20 protein-coding genes are annotated in these 22,717 nt (G+C 64.2%); 1 reads left to right on the top strand and 19 read right to left on the bottom strand.

Annotated elements, in window-relative coordinates; all coding sequences use genetic code 11:
* Positions 1-314: 314 nt before the first annotated feature.
* From bioB to OKW35_RS07745, 11 genes are all read right to left on the bottom strand, one after another.
* Positions 315-1,415: a biotin synthase BioB gene (bioB, locus tag OKW35_RS07795; RefSeq protein WP_429551618.1), complete on the bottom strand. Its 1,101-nt coding sequence runs from the start codon at positions 1,413-1,415 to the stop codon at positions 315-317.
* Between the two features lie 52 nt (positions 1,416-1,467).
* Positions 1,468-2,208, bottom strand: a complete 741-nt coding sequence (gene bioD / locus OKW35_RS07790) for a dethiobiotin synthase (RefSeq protein WP_429551617.1) — start codon at positions 2,206-2,208, stop codon at positions 1,468-1,470.
* On the bottom strand, positions 2,205-3,389 hold the full coding sequence (bioF, locus tag OKW35_RS07785) for an 8-amino-7-oxononanoate synthase (RefSeq protein WP_429551616.1): 1,185 nt from the start codon (positions 3,387-3,389) through the stop codon (positions 2,205-2,207). Before bioF ends, bioD begins: the two co-directional genes overlap by 4 nt.
* Positions 3,389-4,750, bottom strand: a complete 1,362-nt coding sequence (gene bioA, locus OKW35_RS07780; protein WP_429551615.1) for an adenosylmethionine--8-amino-7-oxononanoate transaminase — start codon at positions 4,748-4,750, stop codon at positions 3,389-3,391. Before bioA ends, bioF begins: the two co-directional genes overlap by 1 nt.
* A 352-nt stretch (positions 4,751-5,102) precedes the next feature.
* Complete coding sequence (locus OKW35_RS07775; RefSeq protein ID WP_429356509.1) at positions 5,103-6,410, bottom strand: dienelactone hydrolase family protein; 1,308 nt, start codon at positions 6,408-6,410, stop codon at positions 5,103-5,105.
* 618 nt (positions 6,411-7,028) lie between these two features.
* The gene (locus OKW35_RS07770) at positions 7,029-7,484 is read right to left on the bottom strand and encodes a YchJ family protein (protein ID WP_429551614.1); all 456 of its coding nucleotides are present in this window, start codon (positions 7,482-7,484) and stop codon (positions 7,029-7,031) included.
* Positions 7,485-7,491: 7 nt separating this feature from the next.
* Positions 7,492-8,622, bottom strand: coding sequence for an acyl-CoA dehydrogenase family protein (locus OKW35_RS07765; RefSeq protein WP_429551613.1), 1,131 nt, complete (start codon positions 8,620-8,622; stop codon positions 7,492-7,494).
* Between the two features lie 33 nt (positions 8,623-8,655).
* A complete protein-coding gene (locus tag OKW35_RS07760) occupies positions 8,656-9,333 on the bottom strand; it encodes an SDR family oxidoreductase (RefSeq protein ID WP_429551612.1) in 678 nt (225 codons plus the stop codon).
* A 28-nt stretch (positions 9,334-9,361) separates the two neighbouring features.
* Positions 9,362-10,570, bottom strand: a complete 1,209-nt coding sequence (locus tag OKW35_RS07755) for an acetyl-CoA C-acetyltransferase (RefSeq protein ID WP_184051305.1) — start codon at positions 10,568-10,570, stop codon at positions 9,362-9,364.
* Between the two features lie 72 nt (positions 10,571-10,642).
* On the bottom strand, positions 10,643-12,460 hold the full coding sequence (gene aceK / locus OKW35_RS07750; protein WP_429551611.1) for a bifunctional isocitrate dehydrogenase kinase/phosphatase: 1,818 nt from the start codon (positions 12,458-12,460) through the stop codon (positions 10,643-10,645).
* A gap of 39 nt (positions 12,461-12,499) precedes the next feature.
* A complete protein-coding gene (locus OKW35_RS07745) occupies positions 12,500-12,904 on the bottom strand; it encodes a MerR family transcriptional regulator (protein WP_090802783.1) in 405 nt (134 codons plus the stop codon).
* 158 nt (positions 12,905-13,062) lie between these two features.
* Here OKW35_RS07745 and OKW35_RS07740 point away from each other — a divergent pair, with 158 nt between their 5' ends.
* Positions 13,063-14,136 (top strand): MBL fold metallo-hydrolase, encoded by a 1,074-nt coding sequence (locus tag OKW35_RS07740; RefSeq protein ID WP_429551610.1) that lies wholly within the window; start codon positions 13,063-13,065, stop codon positions 14,134-14,136.
* 68 nt (positions 14,137-14,204) lie between these two features.
* On the opposite strand, the gene OKW35_RS07735 is transcribed toward OKW35_RS07740, so the two are convergent.
* From OKW35_RS07735 to argS, 8 genes are all read right to left on the bottom strand, one after another.
* Positions 14,205-14,648, bottom strand: coding sequence for a lysozyme inhibitor LprI family protein (locus tag OKW35_RS07735; RefSeq protein ID WP_429551609.1), 444 nt, complete (start codon positions 14,646-14,648; stop codon positions 14,205-14,207).
* Positions 14,636-15,376 (bottom strand): LysM peptidoglycan-binding domain-containing protein, encoded by a 741-nt coding sequence (locus OKW35_RS07730; protein WP_429551837.1) that lies wholly within the window; start codon positions 15,374-15,376, stop codon positions 14,636-14,638. Before OKW35_RS07730 ends, OKW35_RS07735 begins: the two co-directional genes overlap by 13 nt.
* Positions 15,377-15,606: 230 nt before the next feature.
* Positions 15,607-17,193 (bottom strand): ABC transporter substrate-binding protein, encoded by a 1,587-nt coding sequence (locus OKW35_RS07725; RefSeq protein WP_429551608.1) that lies wholly within the window; start codon positions 17,191-17,193, stop codon positions 15,607-15,609.
* A 281-nt stretch (positions 17,194-17,474) separates the two neighbouring features.
* Positions 17,475-18,293 (bottom strand): helical backbone metal receptor, encoded by an 819-nt coding sequence (locus tag OKW35_RS07720; RefSeq protein ID WP_429407638.1) that lies wholly within the window; start codon positions 18,291-18,293, stop codon positions 17,475-17,477.
* Between the two features lie 3 nt (positions 18,294-18,296).
* Entirely contained in the window at positions 18,297-19,070 is a 774-nt protein-coding gene (locus OKW35_RS07715) for an SDR family oxidoreductase (RefSeq protein WP_429551607.1), read from the bottom strand.
* A 15-nt stretch (positions 19,071-19,085) separates the two neighbouring features.
* The gene (locus tag OKW35_RS07710; protein ID WP_184062632.1) at positions 19,086-19,724 is read right to left on the bottom strand and encodes a thiol:disulfide interchange protein DsbA/DsbL; all 639 of its coding nucleotides are present in this window, start codon (positions 19,722-19,724) and stop codon (positions 19,086-19,088) included.
* Between the two features lie 176 nt (positions 19,725-19,900).
* Positions 19,901-20,698: an SPOR domain-containing protein gene (locus OKW35_RS07705; protein ID WP_260321301.1), complete on the bottom strand. Its 798-nt coding sequence runs from the start codon at positions 20,696-20,698 to the stop codon at positions 19,901-19,903.
* A gap of 79 nt (positions 20,699-20,777) precedes the next feature.
* Complete coding sequence (gene argS / locus OKW35_RS07700; protein ID WP_429551606.1) at positions 20,778-22,568, bottom strand: arginine--tRNA ligase; 1,791 nt, start codon at positions 22,566-22,568, stop codon at positions 20,778-20,780.
* Positions 22,569-22,717 lie beyond the last annotated feature (149 nt).

The raw sequence follows: 22,717 nt of genomic DNA, 5'->3' as shown, positions 1-22,717 counted from the left end.
TCTTCGTTTGCCCGATAACGAAAGCACAAAAACCTGGTTCATCGATGCGCGACCGGGCGGGACAATGATTGCCTGGATTCCTTGCGCAGCGAGGCACGCACATGCTTTCATGCACCCGATCGATTGCGACAATTCCTAATTTGACGCAATTTGTATATTGATTAGGTTTCTTGAATTGCTGATCAAAGCTTCGCCATGAAAAACACCCCGAAGATTGGATCAACGTCCAACTTTCGGGGTGAATTTCGCCACTATGCGGCGACGCAGACCATTAGTTCGTGCACGCAGCGCATGCGGCTCAGCGGTTCCGCGACTCAATTCGCCACGCCGTGATCCCCATTCCCATGCGCACACCCATGCTCGCACTCGCTCTGCTCGACCGGCATCTGCTGCGCAGCCTCAGCGCGAATCCCCAGGCGCGCGAGCAGCTTGCGATCCGCTTCCGCCTGCGGGTTGCTCGTGGTCAGCAACTGATCGCCGTAGAAAATCGAATTCGCGCCTGCGAGGAAGCACATTGCCTGCAACGCCTCATCCATCTGCTCGCGTCCGGCCGATAGACGTACCATCGCGCGCGGCATCGTGATGCGCGCAATCGCGATCGTGCGCACGAATTCGAACGGATCGATCGCTTCGGTCCCGCTCAGCGGCGTGCCTTGCACCTGCACCAGATTGTTGATCGGCACCGATTCCGGATACGGCTCCATGTTCGCGAGCTGCGCGATCAGCCCCGCGCGTTCGCGGCGCGATTCGCCCATACCGACGATGCCGCCGCAGCACACGTTGATGCCCGCGTCGCGCACGCGTTCGAGCGTGTCGAGGCGATCCTGGTACGTGCGCGTCGAAATGATCTGGCCGTAGAACTCCGGCGACGTATCGAGATTGTGGTTGTAGTAGTCAAGGCCCGCATCGCGCAGCGCTTGCGCCTGGTGCGGTTCGAGCATGCCGAGCGTCACGCAGGTTTCGAGGCCCATCGCCTTCACGCCGCGGATCATGTCCTTGATCGGCTCCAGGTGGCGGTCCTTCGGATTGCGCCACGCGGCGCCCATGCAGAAGCGCGTTGCGCCGTTCTGCTTTGCGACCTGCGCGGCGGCCAGCACTTCGTCGACCGGCATCAGCTTGTCGGCCGCGAGACCCGTGTCGTGATGCACCGATTGCGGACAGTATGCGCAATCCTCTTCGCAGCCGCCGGTCTTGATCGACAGCAGCGTCGACAGTTGCACCGCATTGGCGTCGAAATGCTCGCGATGCGTTTGCTGCGCGCGAAACAGCAGGTCGTTGAACGGCAGTTCGTACAACGCGACGATATCGGCGACGCGCCAGCGCGCGAGCGGCTTCGCTTCAGTGGCGGCTGTGGTCGGATTGCTGTTGGCGGCGCTCGGTTCGGTGGTGCCCGCTGCGATATTCAGTTGTGTCATGTGATCGATCCTCGTAAACGGATGAATTTGGGTTCGGCGCTGCGGGGCAGCGCTATGCCGCGCGCAATTGGCGCAGCGTTTGCAGAAGCCGTCGAATGTCGAGCTGTTGCGCTGCAAGCTCCAGCGACGGCGGGCTGATATGCGGCACGACGCCGAGCAACGGCGCGTCGTACGCTTGCGCGAAATGCGCGCGAATCGACGCGATGTTTTCGTCGGGAAAGGTCATGTCCGGGTCGATGCGATTCGCGACCCAGCCCGCGAGCGTTAGACCGCGCGCGGCGATCGCTTCGGCAGTCAGCAGCGCGTGGCTGATGCAGCCCAGCCGCATGCCGACCACCAGCACCACCGGCAGCTTCAGCGCGACGGCGAGATCGGCGGTGTCCTGCGTCGCGGTCAACGGCACACGAAAGCCGCCGACACCTTCGACAACGACCACCTCGGCGAGCTTCAACGCCTCGCGATGGCACGCGGCGATGTGCTCGAGATCGAACGAGACGTTTTCCAGCGCCGCCGCGATGTGCGGCGCGGCCGGTTCCCTTAGCAGATACGGCGTGCGCATGGCGGGCGGCAGCAGCACGCTCGACGCGGCATCGAGCTGATCCGCGTCCTCGTTGTGCAGCACGCCGTTCACTTCGAACGCGCCCGCCGCGATCGGCTTCATCGCTGCTGCCTGCAGGCCTTCGCGCACGAAGCCGCGCAATAGCGCCGACGACACGAAGGTCTTGCCGATTTCCGTATCGGTGCCGGTGACGAACAGCGACAGCGCGCCGTCATCGTTAATCATGTTGCTCATGCCGCGCGCGCTCCGACCTGTTGCAGGCCGGCCTCGAGCCGGTCGAGATCCGCATGGGAGTGCGCGGCCGACAGCGAGATGCGCAGGCGCGACGTGCCGGTCGGCACGGTCGGCGGACGGATCGCGGGCACCCACAGCCCCGCGCGATCGAGGGACGCGGCGATGTCGAGCGTCGCATCGTTCGCGCCGATGATCAGCGGTTGCACGGCCGTATGTGAATCGACGGGTAGCCACGGCGTCGCCTTCAGCATCGCGCGCGTGCGTTCGATCAGTTGCTGGAGATGCGCGCGGCGCGCATCGCCCTCCACGCCACCGATGATGCGCAGACTCGCCGACACCGCATGCGCGGCCGCCGGCACCGACGCGGTCGTGAAGATATACGGACGCGCGCGCTGCACGAGCCATTCGATCACGGTCGCATGCGCGACGACGAACGCGCCGGAGACACCCGCCGCCTTGCCGAGCGTGCCGATCGAGATCAGATGCGGCGAGCGCAGCGCGGCCTGCGCGATCGCGCCACGGCCTTGCGGACCGAGCACGCCGAAGCCGTGCGCATCGTCGACGATCAGCCACGCGCCGTGCCGCTCGGCGAGTTCGAGCAAACGCGGCAGCGGCGCGATGTCGCCGTCCATGCTGAACACCGTGTCGGACACGATCACCTTGACGTCCGCCTCCGACGCTTCGAGCATCGCGCTCAATGCATCCACGTCGCAGTGCGGATAGATCTGCACGTCCGCGCGCGATAGCCGCGCGCCGTCGATCAGCGAAGCGTGATTGAGCGCATCGGAGAACAGCGTCGTGCCGCGGCCCGCGAGCGCGGTCAGCGTCGCGAGATTCGCCATATAGCCGGTGCTGAAATACAACGCGCGGGCGTCGTCGAGAAAGCCGCCGGCAAATTCGGCGAGATCGTCTTCGAGTTGCGCATGCGCACGCGAATGACCGCCGAGCAGATGCGAGCCGCCGCTGCCCGCGCCATACAGGCGCGCGCCTTCGGCGATCGCGTCGATCAATTGCGGATGCGCGGCAAGGCCCAGATAGTCGTTGCTCGCGAAGCCGATGATTTCACGGCCGTCGACCGTCATGTGCGCGGCGCATGGTGTGTCGGTGGTGCGTCGGCGTCGGCGCAGGCCGCGCGCGTCGATTTCCTTCAGGCCTTCGGCGAGTGTGTCGAGCAGATGCATCAGCGGGTCTCCGCGAGCGTGGCGTCGAAGGTGTCGCGCGTGCGCGTGGCGAGCAGCGCGAGTTCTTCGTCGTCGAGGATGTACGGCGGCATCAGGTACACGGTGGTGCCGATCGGGCGCAACAACAGCTCGCGTTGCAGCGCGTTTTCGAAGAAGCGGCGCGAGAACGTTTTGGCTTGCTGAGGATCGTCGATCATTGCGTCGAACGCGAAGATCGTGCCGCGCTGACGCAGATTGCGCACCTGCGCGTGCTCGACGAGCGGCGCGAGCGCGGCCGCGAGGGTCGCCGATTTGCGTGCGTTGGCGGCGAGCACGTCGTCGCTCGTGAACAGATCGAGCGTCGCGAGCGCGGCGCGGCACGCGAGCGGATTGCCGGTGTACGAGTGCGAGTGCAGGAAGCCGCGCGCGGTGTCGTCGTGATAGAAGGCCGCGAAGATCTCGTCGCGCGACAGCACGATCGACAGCGGCAGATAGCCGCCGCTGATGCCTTTGGACAGACACAGGAAGTCCGGCCACACGCCCGCCTGTTCGCACGCGAAGAACGTGCCGGTGCGGCCGCAGCCGACTGCGATTTCGTCGGCGATCAGATGCACGCCGTACCGGTCGCACAACGCGCGCAATCCGGCGACGTACGACGCGTCGTGCATCGCCATGCCGGCCGCGCATTGCACGAGCGGCTCGACGATCAGTGCGGCGATGCGGTTCGCGCGCGCTTCGAACAGCGCGCGCACATGGTCGAGCGCGCGGCGCGCGACGTCGGCGGCGGTTTCGCCCGCTTGCGCGAGCCGTGCATCGGGCGAGGCGACGACGTGGGCGTGACGAATCAGCGGGTCGTACGCGTCCTTGAACAGCGCGACGTCGGTCACGCCGAGCGCGCCGATCGTCTCGCCGTGATAGCTGTTGGCGATGCAGACGAATTCCTGCTTGTCGGCGTAGCCCCGGTTGCGCCAGCTGTGAAAGCTCATCTTCAGCGCGATCTCGACCGCCGACGCGCCATCCGACGCGAAGAACGCGTGGCCGAGCGTGTTGCCGGTCAACGCGTGCAGACGTTCCGCGAGTTCGACGGCGGGCTCGTGCGTGCAGCCAGCGAGCATCGCGTGTTCGAGCGTATCGAGCTGATCTTTCAGCGCCGCGTTGATGCGCGGGTTCGCATGACCGAACAGATTGACCCACCACGAACTGATCGCGTCGAGATAGCGATGACCGGCGCGATCGTACAGCCACGCGCCTTGACCGCGCGCGACGGGGATCAGCGGCAGACGTTCGTGGTGCTTCATCTGCGTGCACGGATGCCACACCGCGCGCAGGCTGCGGGCGACCCAATCTTCAGGGGCGACCGGGGGGACTGCTGACTTTTCCAAAGAGGTACTCCAGGGTGCTTTTTTGCCACGCACGCAAGCCTCGGCGAGTGCGCGGGGTCGAGATTAGCGGTTTATTTGGTCGCGCGCATCAACCTCGAAATGCTCGTTTTTCGCGGTGGCGTCGAGGTTTAGCATCGTTCGATGCAGCTCGTTCGAGTTCGTGAGGGAAGCTCGCCAATCGACGGAGATAGCGACGTCAAAGTAATGGGCTGTTACTGGCCAGAATTTGGGGTGACGAGGTGTTTTTTGCGGGGGAACTGAGCGCACAAGAAAAAGCCCGCCAATACGGCGGGCTTGCGGCACATCAGAATCAGGCGCGATTCACGCCTCGATTCACGGCTCTATTCGTACTTCACTCCCGGCTCGCAATCGCTTTGCGCCCATTGGCATCGGCATCGCTTGCATCCGCCGTCTGCGAGTTCTGATTGCCCCACACGACCGCGTTATCGACCGCATACAACCGGCACGGATCGGAGCTCTGCTTCTGGCAATTCGTCACCGCCACCGACATCGGATCGTCGCCGCCCTCGGCCCACGACCACGCGCCCGAATCCGACACCGCGAACGCGCGGCTCGGATACTGATGCAGGAAGTTGCGATAGCCATTGCGGCCCTCGTTGTCGAGGTACGGCACCGAGTCGACCGCGTCGAGCGCGGCGAATCCGGTTGCCTTCGGCGCGGCCGGATCGGCGACGTGATACTGCACGGCAGTCGGCATACCGGCGCGCGCGAGGAACGCTTCGACGGCCGGCCACCATACGTGCACGCCGTCGCGGTCGCCGACCAGCCGATGCGCGTCGTTCTTGTAGTGGCCGAAGTCGACCATCTTCGCGCTGGCGCCGTGTGCGCCGTACGCGGCGTACATGCCCGCGACGAGCGGCGCGTTCCACACCGAATCGTTATCGCCATAGAGCCACAGCGACGGCACCGCAGTCTTTTCGCCGTACGCGCCGAATGCGCGCGTCAGATTGCCTTGCCAGTCTTCGCAGGCGTCCTGGCGCAGGCCGCCCGAGAAATTGATCAGCGCGCGCACGCCGGGCGCCGCTTCGGTCCCGTATGCGATCGTCGCAAGACCGCCATGCGAGGTGCCGGCCACCGCGATATGCGTCGCGTCGACATAAGGTTGCTTCGACATGTAATCGATCGTCGCTGCGACGTCGCCGGCCTGGCCAAGGCCGTTGCGCTCGACGTCGCAGCCGTCCTGCTCGTACACGCCGTCCGAGTGACCGAAGCCCTGGCGGTTCGGCGCGACGACGACGTAACCGCGGCGCACGAATTCGCGCGCGAACGGCAGCGGGTCGCTGCGTTCCTGCGTGCGCGGGTCGCCCGGAATCTTGCCGTGGTTGAAGACGATCATCGGGAACGGGCCGGGGCCGTCCGGCTTGTAGATCGTGGTTTCAAGCGTGACCGTGCCGGCGGCGTCGACCGGTACGCGGATGATCCTTTCGTTCAGGTGAGCGGTGGGCAGGTAGACGTCGTCGTCCAGCGCGAGGCGCGGCACGCGGGCGCGCGACAGCGGTCCCTGGATGTCGCTCGACGGCGTCGCGTCGTGTGCGGAAAGGGACGAGTAGGCGAGCGGATCGGCATGCGCGATCGTGACAGCACACGTGGCCGCGGCGCAGATCGCCGCACACTTCGTCAGAACCTTGCTCAACACCATTGACGCACCTGCTTTAAAGACGTGTCCTGAACTCCGTGCTGTCCGGTTGCGCAAAACGCGGCTGACATTCAGCTTTCGTTCGCGATTTCGACACAAACAGACTCACTCGCGAACGTTGCGGGAAGCGCACGCACGCAAATCGAGATCGCACGGGATGAACCCAACGGCCGACGCGACCCCACGCGTCGAGGATGAACGTCACTTGATGCTGTCGGAGTCCGCGCGGCTCGCGTTCGATCAGCGGCCGGTCAGCCTTCCTTTGCATGTTGCGGAGCCGGTATGACCCGCTCTCGCAATGTGACGTCATGAAACTACGGACTCATCCTGGCACGACAATTTTGTTTTGTGCAATCAAGGAGAACCCGTGACGAAAAAATTGCTGCATGTGCGAACGAGGCTTCAAAGCCTTGCCGGGCAAGGGCCGGGGACATGTGGCGGGAAGCGGCGAGTAAAGGTCGTGTCAGTGCTGTGGTGCGAGGCCAACGAAGAAGCCCGCGAGAAAGGAACGAAAAAAGGCCTATGCAAAGGCCTTTATAAAGTTTGTGGAGGGCAAGTGAAAGACACGAGAAAGCTTCGGCGCGTAATGCAGCGATTACTTAATCGTCGCGTGCTCTTCATTTACTCATTGACGTCGCCATCGACATAACGCCAGCGGCCATCATCGCCGCGCACGAATCGACTCGATTCATGCAACCGATAAGCACGTCCTCCCACTTTGTAGCGGGCGATGAATTCGACGGTCGCGTGATCGGCATCGCTTTCGGCGAAGCCTTTGATCTGCAGTCCGAGCCAACGGGGCGCGTCGGGCGCGGTGGGATCGACGTCGAGATCGGCGGGGCAGGTGCTGGGGTCCCACGTCGCGCGCAGGTAGTCGGTTGCACCGAGCACGTACGCGCTATAGCGCGAGCGCATCAGTTCGAGCGCGCGCGGCGCCGCTTCGCCGCCGTCGATATAGCGGCCGCAGCATTGCGCGAAACGCGGGGCTTTGGTCGCGGTGCCCCCGCGTGCGTCGGGCGCGGCGCCGCCGCACGGACAGTCGACCGGTCTTTGCAGTGACAACAATGGCTTGTTCATTGAAATTTCAGTTGAGCGCGCGAGCGATCAGGATCTTCTGGATGTCGCTCGTGCCTTCGTAGATCTGGCACACGCGCACGTCGCGGTAAATCCGCTCGACCGGGAAGTCGCTCAGATAACCGTAGCCGCCGTGAGTCTGCAAGGCGGCCGAGCAGATGCGCTCGGCCGCTTCGGAGGCGAACAGTTTTGCCATCGCGGCTTCGGTCAGACACGGCTGGCCCGCGTCCTTCAGCGATGCCGCGTGCCAGATCAATTGACGCGCGGCTTCGAGTTGGGTCGCCATGTCGGCAAGGCGAAACTGCACCGCCTGGTGCGAGAACAGCGGCGCGCCGAAGCTCTCGCGTTCTTTTGCGTAAGTCAGCGCCGCCTCGAACGCGGCGCGTGCCATGCCGACGCTTTGCGCGGCGATACCGATGCGCCCGCCTTCGAGACCCGACAACGCGATCCGGTAGCCTTCGCCTTCCGCGCCGATCAGGTTCGCGGCCGGCACGCGGCACGCCTCGAATACGATTTGCGCGGTATCCGACGAATGCTGGCCGAGCTTGTCTTCGACCCGCGCCACCACGTAGCCCGGCGTGCCGGTGGGCACGATGAACGCGCTGATGCCGCGCTTGCCAGCGGCCTTGTCGGTGACGGCCATCACGATCGCGACGTCGCCGTTCTTGCCGCTCGTGATGAACTGTTTGACGCCATTCAGCACGTACGCGTCGCCGTCGCGTGTCGCGGTGGTGCGCAGCGCCGACGCATCCGAGCCCGCTTGCGGCTCGGTCAGGCAGAACGCGCCGAGCATCTCGCCGCGCGCGAGCGGCGTGAGCCAGTCGCGCTTCTGCGCGTCGTTGCCATAAGTGAGCAGGATGCTGCACACGGGGCAGTTGTTCACCGAGATCGCGGTCGACGTGCCGCCGTCGCCGGCCGCGATTTCTTCGAGGATCAACGCGAGCGCGAGCGCGTCCATGCCCGCGCCGCCATACGCTTCGGGCACCAGCACGCCATAAGCACCGAGCTCGGCGAGCTGCCGGTGCACGTCGTGCGGAAAGGTGCGCTCGCGGTCCCATTGCGCCGCGTACGGCGTGATTTCTTCGCGCACGAAGGTGCGCAGCGCGTCGCGCACCATCAGGTGATCCTGATCAAGCACCATGAGCGTGTCTCCGGTCCCATGCAACGTAGTTGTCTACCAGTCGAGCTGCGTGCCGTCGTGCTGAAAGAAGCGGCCGTGGAACGCGTCGCGCGATGCCGCCGCCTGCGCCAGCACCTCGCGCATGCCCGCCACGCTGCGCGCGGGATCGAGCGCGGCCTGCGCGCCGCCCATGTCGGTGCGCACCCAGCCGGGATGCAGCGACACGCAGGTCGCGCGCTGCGTGTCGAGCGACGCGAGCTTCAGCACGGCGTTCAGCGCCGCCTTGCTCGCGCGATATAGCCAGCCGGTCGTGCCGCTTGCATCGGCGATGCTGCCCATGCGACTCGAAATCACCGCGAGCACGCCGTCCGTTTCCTCGACGAGCGGCAGCAGGATTGGCAGCAGCTGCATCGGGCCGCGCACGTTCGTGTGCATTACGTGATCGAAGTCCTCGGCGGTGATCGTTTCGATGCCTTCGGTGCGCGGACCGTACACGCCCGACACCAGGATTGCGGCATCGAGCCGTTCGCCGTCGAGCTTCCAGCCGAGCGCCGCGATGTCTTCGGGCGCGGTGACGTCGAGCGCGAAGGTTTCAGCGCCGAGTTCGCTGAGCGCATCGAGCGCGGCGCCGTCGCGCGCGGTCGCGAGCACGCGCCAGCCGCTCTGCCTGTACTGCCGGACGAATTCCTGGCCGATGCCACGCGATGCACCGACGATCAACACTGTTTTCATCGTATTCCTCGAAGATTTTGTGGATGCATCAGATCAGTTCGACACCCATCGCGGTCGCCTCGCCGCCGCCGATACACAGCGTCGCGACACCGCGCTTCAGACCGCGATTCTTCAGCGCGCCGATCAGCGTGACGAGAATGCGCGCGCCCGAGGCGCCGATCGGATGGCCTAACGCGCACGCGCCGCCGTTCACGTTGACCTTGTTGTGCGGTAAATCGTGCTCTTTCATCGCGGCCATCGTGACGACCGCGAACGCTTCGTTGATCTCGTACAGATCGACGTCGCCGGCGCGCCAACCGTTCTTTCCGAGCAGCTTGCGGATCGCGCCGACCGGCGCGGTGGTGAACTTCGCGGGCGCCTGCGCGAACGTCGAATGACCGACGACGCGTGCGAGCGGCGCCACGCCGAGCCGTTTCGCGGTCGACTCGCGCATCATCACGAGCGCGGCCGCGCCGTCCGAGATCGACGACGAGTTCGCCGCCGTCACGGTGCCGGTCTTGCTGAACGCGGGCTTCAGCGTGGGGATCTTGTCGAGGTTGGCCTTGAACGGCTGCTCGTCGCGCGCGATCGTGACGTCACCCTTTCGGCCCGCTACGGTGACTGGCGCGATTTCCCAGTCGAACGAGCCGTCCTCGTTCGCGCGCTTCGCGCGGTTCAGCGACTCGACCGCGAACGCGTCCTGCGCCTCGCGCGTGAAGTCGAACGACGCCGCGCATTCCTCGGCGAACGCGCCCATCAGACGGCCTTTGTCGTAGGCGTCTTCGAGGCCGTCGTAGAACATGTGGTCGAGCACCTGGCCGTGGCCCATGCGCATGCCGCCGCGCGCCTTCGGCAGCAGATACGGCGCGTTCGTCATGCTCTCCATGCCGCCCGCGACGATCACGTCGAGCGAGCCGGCGGCCAGCATGTCGTGCGCGAACATCGCCGCGCGCATGCCGGAGCCGCACATCTTGTTGACCGTCGTGCAGCCGGTGGCCAGCGGCAGACCCGCGCCGAGCGCGGCCTGGCGCGCGGGCGCCTGGCCGAGGCCGGCGGGCAGCACGCAACCGATCACCGCTTCGTCGATCTGCTCGGGCTTCAGACCCGCTCGTTCTACGGCCGCCTTGATCGCGACCGCGCCGAGTTGCGGCGCGCTCAGCGACGCGAAGTCGCCCTGAAAGCCGGCCATCGGCGTGCGCGCCGCGCTGACGATTACGATTGGATCGGCGTTGATACCACTGTGGTTTGCGTCACTCATGTTCGAGCTCCTTGGTCATAGCTTGGATGGCTACCGCCGCGCGTTGCCTGATGCGAACCCTCGTGGGATTCATCAAGCCACGCGCACATTTGGCTCGTTCGCCTGCGCATCGGCTGCTTCGGCGAACCGCTCCGGATAACGCACGCAAAAGCGCACGCTCGGGTCGTACGGGAAAAAATCGGGCAGATCGCCCTTCAACAGAAAATCCTTGTATCGCTGCCACAGCTCGGGCTCGAAGAGATCCGCGTGATGCCGCATGAACGAGCGCCGCACGCGTGGATCGCCGAGCAGGAACGTGCCGTACGTCTCCGGGAAAATATCGTGCGGGCCTACCGCGTACCACGGCTCGTCCGACATTTCGTCTTCCTCGTTGCGCGGCGCCGGCACCGCACGCACGTTGCAGTCGGTCAGGTATTCGATCTCGTCGTAGTCGTAGAACACGACGCGGCCGTGTCGCGTGACGCCGAAGTTCTTGTACAGCAAGTCGCCCGGGAAGATGTTCGCCTGGATCAGCTCCTTCACCGCGTCGCCGTATTCCTTGATGCCGCGCTCGACGTCGTCGTCGTTACCGTTCTGCAGGAACAGATTGAGCGGCACCATGCGTCGCTCGAGGTACAGATGGCGAATCACGAGGTTGTCGCCGTCGTACTCGAGCAGCGACGGCACTTCCTTTTCGAGTTCGCGCAACAGCGTTTCGTCGAGCCGCGCGAGCGGCAGCGCGACGCTCGAATATTCGAGCGTGTCGGCCATCCGGCCGAGCCGGTCATGACGTTTGACGAGCAGATACTTCTGCTGGATCTGCGCGCGCGTGGTTTCCTTCGGCGGCGGAAAGTTGTCCTTGATCAGCTTGAACACGTAGGGGAACGACGGCAACGTGAACACCAGCATCACGAGCCCCTTGATGCCGGGCGCGACGATGAAGCGGTCGCTCGAATGCTTCAGGTGATGCAGCAGATCGCGATAGAACAGATTCTTGCCCTGCTTCTGCAGACCCACCGATGTATAGATTTCCGCCTTCGGCTTGCCCGGCATGATCGTGCGCAGAAACTCGACATACGCGGACGGCACTTCCATATCGACCAGAAAATACGAGTGCGAGAAGCTGAAGATGATCAGCAACTGCTCGCGCTTGAGCAGCACGGTGTCGAGCGCGAGCACGCCCGGTTTCACGTGACGCAGCGGCACCGCGAACGGCAGCAGCGCCTCGCCGTTGATGATGCGCCCGACGATATACGCGCCCTTGTTGCGATAAAACAGCGACGACAACACGTGAATCTGGAAGTTCGGCGCCTCGTCGAACACGCCGAACGCTTCGCGAATCGACTGCATCACGCAGGCGACGTCGCGCGTCAGATCCTCGAACGGCGGATCGAGCTGGAAGTTCGTGACGACCCGTTCGAGCGTTGCGGCAAGTCCATCAGTACCGGGGTAATACGCGCGATACGTCGGCTTCGCGGCCGGTTCGTCGTTCTCGATGTATTCGGTCGAGATCGCCGGGCGCACGAAAATGAAATCGTTGTTGAAGTACGAGCGATGCAGAATCTTGCAGGAAACCGAATTAAAGAAGGTTTCCGCGCATTCCGGCTGACGGTGCGTGGTCAGGAGGCCGATGTAGTGCAGCTTGATCTGCTGCCACACTTCGCTGTCGATGTTCTCCGCGTCGTACTCGTCTTCGAGCAACTGCACGCATTCCTGCACGCGATCGTCGTACGACGTGATGCGGTCGCGCGCGAGCTTTTGCAGGCCGTGCCAGTCGCCGGCTTCGAACAGCGTCTTCGCGTGGATCGCCGCGTCGCGAAAGATCCGGTAGTGACGGTCGAACCCATCGAGCATCGTCTGCGCGACGTCGAAACCGATTTGCGACGATAACAGCTTGGGGAAGTGATTCATCACGCGCGCTCCGCAAACGCCGGTCAGAGTCAGGCCGCTTCAGGCAGGCTTCGCGTCGTGCCTCGCGCCATCGAGCAGCGCGCGCGCCTGCGCTTCATACTGCGCGAGATCTTCGAGCGTCGCGTCGAGATCTTCTCGCTGACGTTCGAGCACTTCGCGATGACGCGCGACCGTCGCGAGGAACGCGTGCAACTGCGGTACGGTATCGGTCGGCGATTCGTAGACGTCGAGCAGGTCACGGATCTCCGACAGCGTGAAGCCAAGCCGTTTGCCGCGCAAGGTGAGCTTCAGACGGGTGCGGTCGCGGCCCGAATAGACGCGCCGCAAGCCGCTCGAACCCTCGCGGCTCGGTGAGAGTAAACCCTGGTCTTCGTAGAAACGGATCGCGCGTGGCGTGACGTCGAATTCGCGCGCGAGCTCGGTGATCGTGTATTGCGTATTCATCGGGACATCTCGTGGCCGCTTGGTCGGCACAAAACCGGATTGGACGATAGAATCGACGTTTACGTTATCGTCAACCTGAGCGGAAAGCAACCACAACCCGGCCGACCGGCATCGCACACCTCGCCATGCCGGAGGGTCGTTGGAGGAAGACAGTCCCCATGAATTCACTCGAACACCAGCTCGAATACCCCTTCAACGACACGATGCCCGACGCGGGCCGCACGATGGAAGTCGCGCCCGGCGTGCTTTGGCTGCGCATGCCGCTGCCATTCGCGCTCGACCATATCAACCTGTGGCTGCTGCGCGATGAGATCGATGGCCAGCAAGGCTGGACCGTGGTCGATTGCGGCATCACGTCGGACACGATCAAGGCGAATTGGGAGAGCGTGTTCGAATCGGTGCTCGACGGCCTGCCGGTGCTGCGCGTGATCGTCACGCATTGCCATCCGGATCACATCGGCCTCGCGCATTGGGTGTGCGGCGGTGGCGATAAAAAGCGTTGGGACGCGCGACTGTGGATGACGCTTGGCGAATACATGCAGGCGCGCGTGATGGCGACCGGCGACGGCTCGAACGCGGGTGGCGAGGCCGCGGCGCGGCACTTCGCGCGGCACGGTCTGACCGACGCCGAATCGCTCGAGAAACTGCGCAATCGCAATAGCTACTACGCGAGCCTCGTGCCGGCGATTCCGAGGCAATACCGCCGTTTGCGCGAAGCCGAGGACGTGAGGATTGGCGGTAGGACGTGGCGCGTGGTGACGGGCTTCGGCCATTCGCCGGAACACTGTGCGCTGCACTGCGCGCAAACCGGCACGCTGATTTCCGGCGACATGGTGCTGCCGCGCATTTCGACCAACGTGTCGGTGTTCGATATCGAGCCTGAGGGTTCGCCGCTCGAACTGTATCTGGAGTCGCTCGGCCGCTACGAGACGATGCCTGAAGACACGCTCGTGCTGCCGTCGCATGGCAAGCCGTTTCGCGGCGTGCGCACGCGCATTCAGCAACTGCGCGAGCATCACGACGCGCGGCTCGCCGAAGTGCGCGAAGCATGTGCGGAAAAGCCGCGCAGCGCCGCCGATATCGTGCCGTTGATGTTCAAGCGCCAGCTCGATATCCATCAGATGACATTCGCGATGGGTGAGGCGCTCGCGCATTTGCATCTGCTGTGGCGAGCAGGGGATTTGAAGCGGACGCAGGATGCGGATGGGGTGATTCGGTTTGCGGCGGCGTGATCTTTTCGATTCGATGCGCTATATGAGCGCACTCAGCGGCGCAACGGTGCTGGGTGTGTTCATTCGAACTATTTCAACGGCAAGTCAGATGCAGCGTCGCGAAGTTGCTGGGCACGCCGGTTGTTGAGTTCCGCAACGCAAGCCAAACTGCGCACTTCGCGTGCACTGCCGGCTCCACCACCGCTTAGCGAAGCTGCGAACTGGCATTGAGTCTCGCGGTACTTAGCGAATTTGCTGTTTGATGCGACGAGTCTTGCCTTGGCCTGGTTCACGTACTTGTTGTCTTCATCCCATTTGGAGAGGGTGCGAGCCATCTTCTCCTCGGCTCGTCTGAGGGCCTTCTGACTGGCCTCTGCTTTTTCTGCCAGACAGTCCCGCATTCCCGCTTGCGAGAATGCACTGCATTCTTCGCGTAAAGCCCGCTCGCTTGCAACGAGAGCAGTTGAGGCCGCAAGGACCAACGTTGGCAGGCAGACGGCCATGCCTAAACAGATCAGCTTTATCGCGCGCATAGGGCCACCTTTCCTTTACGCACCATTGACAAAGTGTAATCAAGCTTTCTGGCGTAGTTGAGGTCACCGCCTCCGTTATAACGCTCCGCTATCAATGCCGCGGAGAAGGGGCGCCAGCTCGTAATAGCCTTTTGAGCTGAAGCCTTCCGGTACTTCAACACTTGTCCGGGTCGCAGAACGGTGGCGGTGGGATTCAGCTCTTTTAACGTGTCGATCGTCGTGCCCTGAGCCTTCGCCATCTTGTCGAGGCTGTCTCCTAGCCTGACGGCGATTTCGTAAACCTTAGGGTCAGCACGAAGTACGCTTCGGTACTTAAAATGTGCCATGCGCATCAGCAAATAACCAATACCAGCGCGGATGTTATACGCCGGTATCGTTCTGACTGAGGCCATTGTCAGCCGTCCTATCCAGGCTGGCGGCACAATCAAATCGCCGCCTTCATTACCTGAAAGCAGCGATGCTAATCCAGGATCGCCTGCAACCCCAATTCGCATCGGCTTGGCGTTCCACTGAGGATCGTGGGCACCTGTTTCGACCCACAACATCGCCTTGATAAGCTGCCAGTCCAAGGGCACGTACCCGGAAGTGCCGTGAAGATGGCGGTTGTACTCAAGGACTGCCATCTGGATCTCGCAGTCCCAGGAATTCCATTTGGCATCGCTTACAGCCTTGCTAACGCCATCCTGCCACCGTTCAAAACCTGTCCTCGTTGGAGCTTGCATTGCCATAACCATTCCTTCTGTCAAAGTGTGGGCGGCTACTTTGCAAGCAATTATCAGCTTCTTGCCTGAGGAAAATTGCATTAGGAATCGGTCTGGCGAGCGAAGGCCCGAGATCACGTCGAAAAAAGGTTACGCAGTGTCAGATGCAACCAGCCAATTCGCGCGTTGAATAAAAAAAGCCCGGTTCAAAAACCAGGCTTTCTTGCAGGGCCGCCTGCGCTAACCGCAGCGCAAAATCACTGCACCACCACCGCCCCGAAATTCTGCCGTCCAAACGGACTCACGTGATACCCGCTCACGTTCGTGCGCGTGATCGCGGCAGCGGTCGGATAGCCGAGCGGAATCCACAGCGCTTCGTCGTGGATGATCTGCTGCGCGGCTTCATACGCTTTCGTGCGCTTGGCGATATCGGACGTCGCTCTGCCCTCGGCGATCAGCTTGTCGAGGTCCTGATCGCAGAAGCGCGCGAAGTTGATGCCCGACTTCACCGCGTTGCAACTGAAGAGCGGCGACAGATAATTGTCCGGATCGCCGTTGTCGCCGGCCCAGCCCATGAACAGCGTGTCATGCTGACCCTGCTTCGCCTCCTTGATCAGCTCGCCCCATTCGATCACCTTTACGTCCGCCTTCACGCCGATCTTCGCGAAGTCGGCCTGCAGCAGTTCGGCACCGGCCTTCGGATTGGGATTGAGCACGCTGCCATTCGGACGCACCCAGATCGTCGTTTCAAAACCGTTCGGATAGCCCGCGTCGGCGAGCAGCTTCTTCGCCTTCGCCGGGTCGTACGGCCAGCCCTTGATCGAGTGGTTGTAGCTCCACGTATTCGGCGGAAACGGGTTCACGGCCGGCGTCGCGGTGTTGTCGAACACGGTCTTCAGATATGTCGTGCGGTCGAACGCCATGTTCAGCGCGGCGCGCACCTTCTGGTTTTCAAGTGGCTTCTGCTGCGTGTTCAGCGCGACGAAGGCCGTCATGAACGCGGGCGTCTGCACGATCGCGAGCGACTTGTCGTTCTTTGCGTCGGCGAGATCCTGCGGCTTCGGCGACAGCGCGATCTGGCATTCGCCAGCCTTCACCTTCTGCGCGCGCACGGTCGCGTCCGGCGTGATCGCGTAGATCAGGCGCTCGATCTTCGGCTTCGGTCCCCAGTAGGTCGGGTTCGCGTCATAACGGATCACCGCGTCTTTCGTATAGCTTTTCAGCACGAACGGGCCGGTGCCGATCGGCTTTGCATTCAGATCGACCTGCTTGCCGGCCTTCAGCAACTGGTCCGCGTACTCGGCCGAATAGATCGACGCGAAGCCCATCGTCAGGATCGACAGGAACGTCGCGTTCGGCTCGTTCAGCTCGAACTTGACCGTGTTGTCGTCGACCTTGGTAATCGACTTGATCAGCTTCGGCAGCCCCATCGATTGCGCATGCGGGAAGCCGCTCGCGCCCGCCACCTTGTGCCACGGATTGCTGTCGTTGAGCATACGGTCGAACGTGAAGATCACGTCGTCGGCATTGAGCGCGCGGGTGGGCTTGAAGTAGTCGGTGGTTTGGAACTGCACGTTGGGGCGCAGGTGGAACGTGTACGTCAGGCCGTCGGGGCTCACTTCCCACTTGTCGGCGAGCGCGGGCACGACCTTCTTCGCGGCTTCGTCGAACGACACCAGCGAGTTGAAGATCACGTCGGCCGATGCATTCGTCGTGACGAGCGAATTGAACTGCACGACGTCGAAGCCGTCAGGGCTCGATTCGGTACAGACGGTCAACGGTTTGGCGAGCACGAGCGCGGGCGCAGTGAGCAGGATGGCGGCTGCGAGCAGTTTGAAGCGCATAGGATCTCCGGTAACGAGCGCAGTCAGGCAGTGCGTCTGGTTGTGTTTATGGCGGCGATGCGTGAGCGGGCAGGTCAGCGGTCCCGGCGCGCGCGTCGCCACGATTGTGATACGTTCCCGGCGCCGTCGTACAGGTCGGGCGATCCCGGCCCGAGGCCTGGGGGCCGGCCTTCGAGGCCTAGCCGGCGGCGCGCCTTCGCGAAAGCTTATCGAAGCGCCATTTTGGCGACAACAATTTAATCGACATATCCATATGGGGGCGGCGCGACCATGCCGCCGCCTCAGGCTGCGGCGGCCTGACGCAGCAGGTAGCCGATGCCACTTATTGCGCGCACGCCGTACCACGACGTCATTTCCCCATCGATCAGATCGATGCGCTTGCCGGTGAGACGCGGATCGCGCGCGAGCGCATCGCGATGCGCGGCCGTGAAGCGGTACGGCTCGCTCGACAGCAGCACGCGCTCGACCTGCGCGAGCCACGGCGCGTCGTCGAAGTCGAGCGTGGGGTAACGCGCGGCGCCCGCGCTGCCGCCGCGCACGTCGGGCAGCGTATGCCAGTTCACGAGGCGCAGCATCGCGGCGATGTAGGTGTCGCGTGCGACGCTCATCCACGGTTCGCGCCAGATCAGGTACAGCACGCTCTGCGCGGCGAAGGCGTGAGCGCCGGCTTCGCGCAGACGCGCTTCGAGCGAGTCGCTCAAGCGCCGCGCTTCTTCTTCACGCCCGAAGATCGCGCCGAGCAGCGCGAACAGCGCGAGGTTGTCGTGCGGCGTCTGCGGATGGGTGACGACGATGTGCGGCACGAACGCGCGCAGTTGCTCGACGGTGTCGCGTTCGTTCTCGTCGACATTGACGATCAGATGGGTGGGGCGCAGCGCGCGGATCGCGTCCAGTTTGACGGCCTTCGTGCCGCCGACCTTCGGCACCGCCCGGACCTTGTCGCGCGGATGAACGCAAAAGCCGGTGCGCCCGACGATCTGCCGTTCGAGGCCGAGCGCGAAAAGCGTTTCGGTGAGGCTCGGCACCAGCGACACGATGCGCGCGTCGGTGCCCGCGGATTCGTGCGCGACGCCGGCTGCATCGACCGCACGTGACTGCATGGCTTACTCGGTGGCGGCGCGCGGCTTGCGCGGCGCGCGTTCGAACACGCGGTCGTAGAGCCAGCGCGGCAGCACATGCAGCAGCATCGCGGCCACGCGCATCTGCCACGGAAACACCCCGAACGACGTCTGCCGTTCGACCGCCCGCGCGACCTTCGCCGCGAAACGGTCCGGGTCCATCAGGAACGGCATGTTGTACGGATTGTGCTCGGTCATCGGCGTGCGGATATAGCCGGGCGCGATCGTGACGACCCCGACGCCGAACGGCCGCATCTCGACGCGCAACGCCTCGAGATACTTCAGGGCCGCCGACTTCGACGCGCTGTACGCGCCCGAACCGGGCAAGCCGCGCACGCCCGCGACGCTCGCAATGCCGACCAGCGTGCCGCGCTTCGATGCGGCCATCGCGGCGGCAAATGGCTCGAACGTCGCCACCATGCCGAAGTAATTGATGTCCATCACCTCGCGGAACGTGCGCAGATCGCCGTGACCCGTCAGCGCGCCGCGGCTGATGCCGGCGTTGGCGATCACGACGTCCGGCAGGCCGTGCGCGGCGATGAAGCGCGCGGCCGCATCGGCGAGCGCTTCCGCGTCGCGCACGTCGATTGCATAGATCGAGACGGTGTTCTGGGGATGGGACCGCTGGAACGCGGCGAGCGCGTCGCCGCGGCGGGCGACGAGGCCGAGAATCGCGCCGCGCCGTGCGTATTCGCCGGCGAGCGCAAGGCCGATGCCGCTCGAAGCGCCGGTAATGAAAACCTTCAGCGGAGAACTCATACCGGCGCCTCGTGATTACATCTTCTTGGCGCGGACTTGCGAGACGAGGTAGTCGAGCACCTGGATCGTGCCCGGCAGGGTGCCGGTCGCGGCCGGGCCGGTTTCATACTTGCCCTGCACCGCGAGCGTCGGCACGCCGTCGATCTTGTAGTCGTCGAGCAGCTTCTTGTCCTTCTGCAACGCGCTTTGCGTCGAGAACGAGTTGTACGCTTCCATGTACTTCTTCGGATCGACGCCGAGCGTCGCGAGGTATTTGCTCTGGTCTTCCGGCGTCAGCAGATAGTTCTTGTTGACATGGATTTCGTTGAACACCTTCGGCGTCAGTTCGTTCGCGACGCCGAGCGCGTCGAGCGCGTGGTACATCTTCGAGTGCGGGATGAAGTCGTCGCGGAAGGCGACCGGCACGCGGCGGAACACGACGTCCGGGCCCTGCTTCTTGACCCAGGCTTCGAGGAACGGGTCGAATTCATTGCAATGCGGGCAGCCGTACCAGAAGAATTCGATGACTTCGATCTTGCCGGCCGGCACGTCGGTCGGTTGCGGCGAGGCCAGCACGGTGTAGTCCTTGCCGGCAACCGGCGCGGTCGGCGACGCATGCGCGCTGGCCCCGATCAGGCCCAGCGAGAGAAACAGGATGCTCAGCAGCTTTTTCATGTTGTGTAGACCCAGATAAGGCGGTAGCGCGGCGACGCCATGCGAAAGGCCCGTCGCCGCTGGTCGGATTCGGTGTGGCCGCCCGCCACAATACAGGTCGAAGCGGCCATCGTGCTTGTGACCCGCGCGCCGCGCGGATAGTTCGACGCACGGTGCGAGCCGGCATTACCGTTTATTTATTGTTTGGTGAAGCGGATCACCGCGGTATCGACACCCGCGTCCGACAGACGCTGACGGCTCGAATTCATGTCCTCGAACTTCGAGAACGGCCCGATGCGCACGCGGTAGTACGTGACGCCGCCGGCATCGCGCTGCGTGACCTTCGATTCGAAGCCCTGGAACGCGAGGCGCGCGCGTTGCTGTTCGGCATCGGCGGCGGTCTTGTACGCGCCGACCTGCAGGAAATAGCCGGTGTTCGCCTCGCCCGGTGCCGGAGCGGCAGCCGAGCCCGGCTTGGCGTTGGCGACCGTGGTCGCGCTCTTAGGCGCGGAGCCTGCCGCCGTGGCGGCCGGCGCGCTCGAGGTCTGCGGCTTCTTCGCCGGCGCCGGCGCGACGATGCCGCCGGTGCCGTTCTCCTGCGCGGGATTCGGCGCGACCGCCGTGCCGTTGTTATTCGCGTTGCCGCCCGACGGCGGCACTTCGACGATCTGCGGTTCTTCGAGCATGCCCGACTGGGTCTGGGCGTTGGTCTGGCCCGGCGCGGTGTTCGGCGGAGCCGGTTGCGCGGCCTGCGGCACCGGCTGGCCCGGCGTCTTGCCTTGCAGCGGACGGTTCGGATCGTATTGCGGCTGGCTCGCACCGTTGTCGGTCGCCGCTGGCGGCGCGACCTTCGACACGAACGGCGTAGGTGCACGGGTGATATACAGCGCCACCACTACCGCGATCGCCAGGCCGACGATCAGGCCCAGCACGATGCCGAGAAAAGTGCCCCCGGTTTGCTTCGATTGCTTTGTTGTGCGGCGTGGTTTTGCCATCGTACGAATCACCTGCAAAAAGAATCCAGGAACGGCCGCCGATTATAACGACGGCCGCGCGCATATTACGCTGGAGGAGTTACATCTTGACGGGAGCGGAGACGCCGATCGTCGCGAGACCGTTGGCCAGCACCTGGCGCGTGGCCGCGAGCAGCGCGACGCGAGCGTTGCGTTCGGCCGCATCGTCGACCAGCACGCGCTCGGCACGGTCATTGTAGAACGAGTGAAATTCGCCGGCGAGTTCGCGCAGGTAGAAGGCGACCGCGTGCGGCGCGAGTTCGTCGGCGGCGTGCTGCAGCATGTCCGGGAATTCGGCGAGCTTGTTGAGCAGCGCCATCGAGCGCTCGCTCGTGAGCGGCGCGAGATCCACGCTCGCGAGCGCGTTCTCGTCGAGGCCGTAGCGCGCGTTGCACTCGGCGATCACCGAGCAGATGCGCGCGTGCGCATACTGCACATAGTGCACCGGATTCTCGTCGTTCTGCTTCAGCGCGAGGTCGATGTCGAACACGAACTCGGTGTCCGCCTTGCGCGAGATCAGGAAAAAGCGCACCGCGTCGCGGCCGCGGCGAATGGTTTCCTCGTCGATCAGATCGACGGCCGCTTCCGAGCCCGGCGTCGCGCCGCCCGACCATTCGATCAGGTCGCGCACCGTCACGTAGCTGCCCGCGCGCTTCGAGATCTTCACCTCTTCGCCGTTGCGCATGACCGTGACCATCTTGTGCAGGATGTAGTCGGGGTAGCCCTTCGGAATGCCGATGCCGAGACCCTGCAGACCTGCGCGCACGCGCGCAATCGTGCCGTGGTGATCCGAGCCCTGCACGTTGATGACCTTGGTGAAGCCGCGCTCCCACTTCGCGACGTGATAGGCAACGTCCGGCACGAAGTACGTGTAGGTGCCGTCGGTCTTGCGCATCACGCGGTCTTTGTCGTCGCCGTCGTCGGTGGTGCGCAGCCACAGCGCACCTTCCTGCTCGTAGGTCTTGCCCGCGGCGATCAGCGCGTCGACCGTTTTCTCGACGCGGCCTTCCGTGTACAGCGACGACTCCAGGTAGTACTGGTCGAACTTCACGCCAAACGCCTGCAGGTCCATGTCCTGCTCGCGACGCAGATACGTGACCGCGAAGCGGCGGATCGCCTCGAGGTCCTCGACGTCGCGCGCGCCGGTGACGGGCTCGCCGTCGCTCGCCTCGACCGTGATGCCGTTCAGATAGTCTTTCGCGATATCGGCGATGTACTCGCCGTTATAGGCCGACGCGGGCCAGCCTTCGTCGCCGGGGGCGAAGCCGCGTGCGCGTGCCTGGGTCGACAGGGCGAGCGTGTGGATCTGCACGCCGGCGTCGTTGTAGTAGAACTCGCGGTGCACGTCCCAGCCCTGCGACGCGAGCACGTTCGCGAGCGCGTCGCCGAGCGCGGCCTGGCGGCCGTGGCCGACGTGCAGGGGGCCGGTGGGGTTGGCCGACACGAACTCGATCAGCACGTGCTTGCCGGCGTCGCGCCGTGAGCGGCCGTACGCGTCCTTCTCGGCGAACACGGCGGCGATCACGCCTTGCTTGGCTGCGGCCGTGAGCCGCAGGTTGATGAAGCCGGGGCCCGCCACTTCGGCGGTGTCGATCAGGCCTTTGGCCTGCGGATTGACGAGCAGCGCATCGACGATCTGTTGCGCGAGCTGGCGCGGATTGGCGCGCAGCGGCTTGGCGAGCTGCATCGCGACGTTGCACGCGACGTCGCCGTGCGCGGCGACTTTCGGGCGCTCCAGCGCGATGGCGGGCGAGACGAAGGCGGCTTCCGTCGCGCCTTGGGTCGCAGTCGCGACCTGCTTCACCGTCTCGGCGAGCAGTGTTTCGAGTGTGTGTTTGTGTGCGGGCAGCATGCTTGTTGCGAGTCCAGTGAGGCAATCCGGTAAGGCGGAAGAGGCGCCGGCCGAGGCCGGTGTCGCAAGCGTTGAACGCGGCAGCGCTTTGCGGCGCCGATAGCTGCGCCGCCGGCAGAGTGTCCCCCAGGCGATGCGACGAGACGCAA

Origin of the sequence: Paraburkholderia sp. MM5477-R1 (assembly GCF_050436385.1) — a bacterium.
GTDB lineage: Bacteria > Pseudomonadota > Gammaproteobacteria > Burkholderiales > Burkholderiaceae > Paraburkholderia > Paraburkholderia tuberum.
The sequence above is the reverse complement of the archived record's forward strand: the minus strand, read 5'-3'. Positions and strand labels throughout refer to the sequence as shown.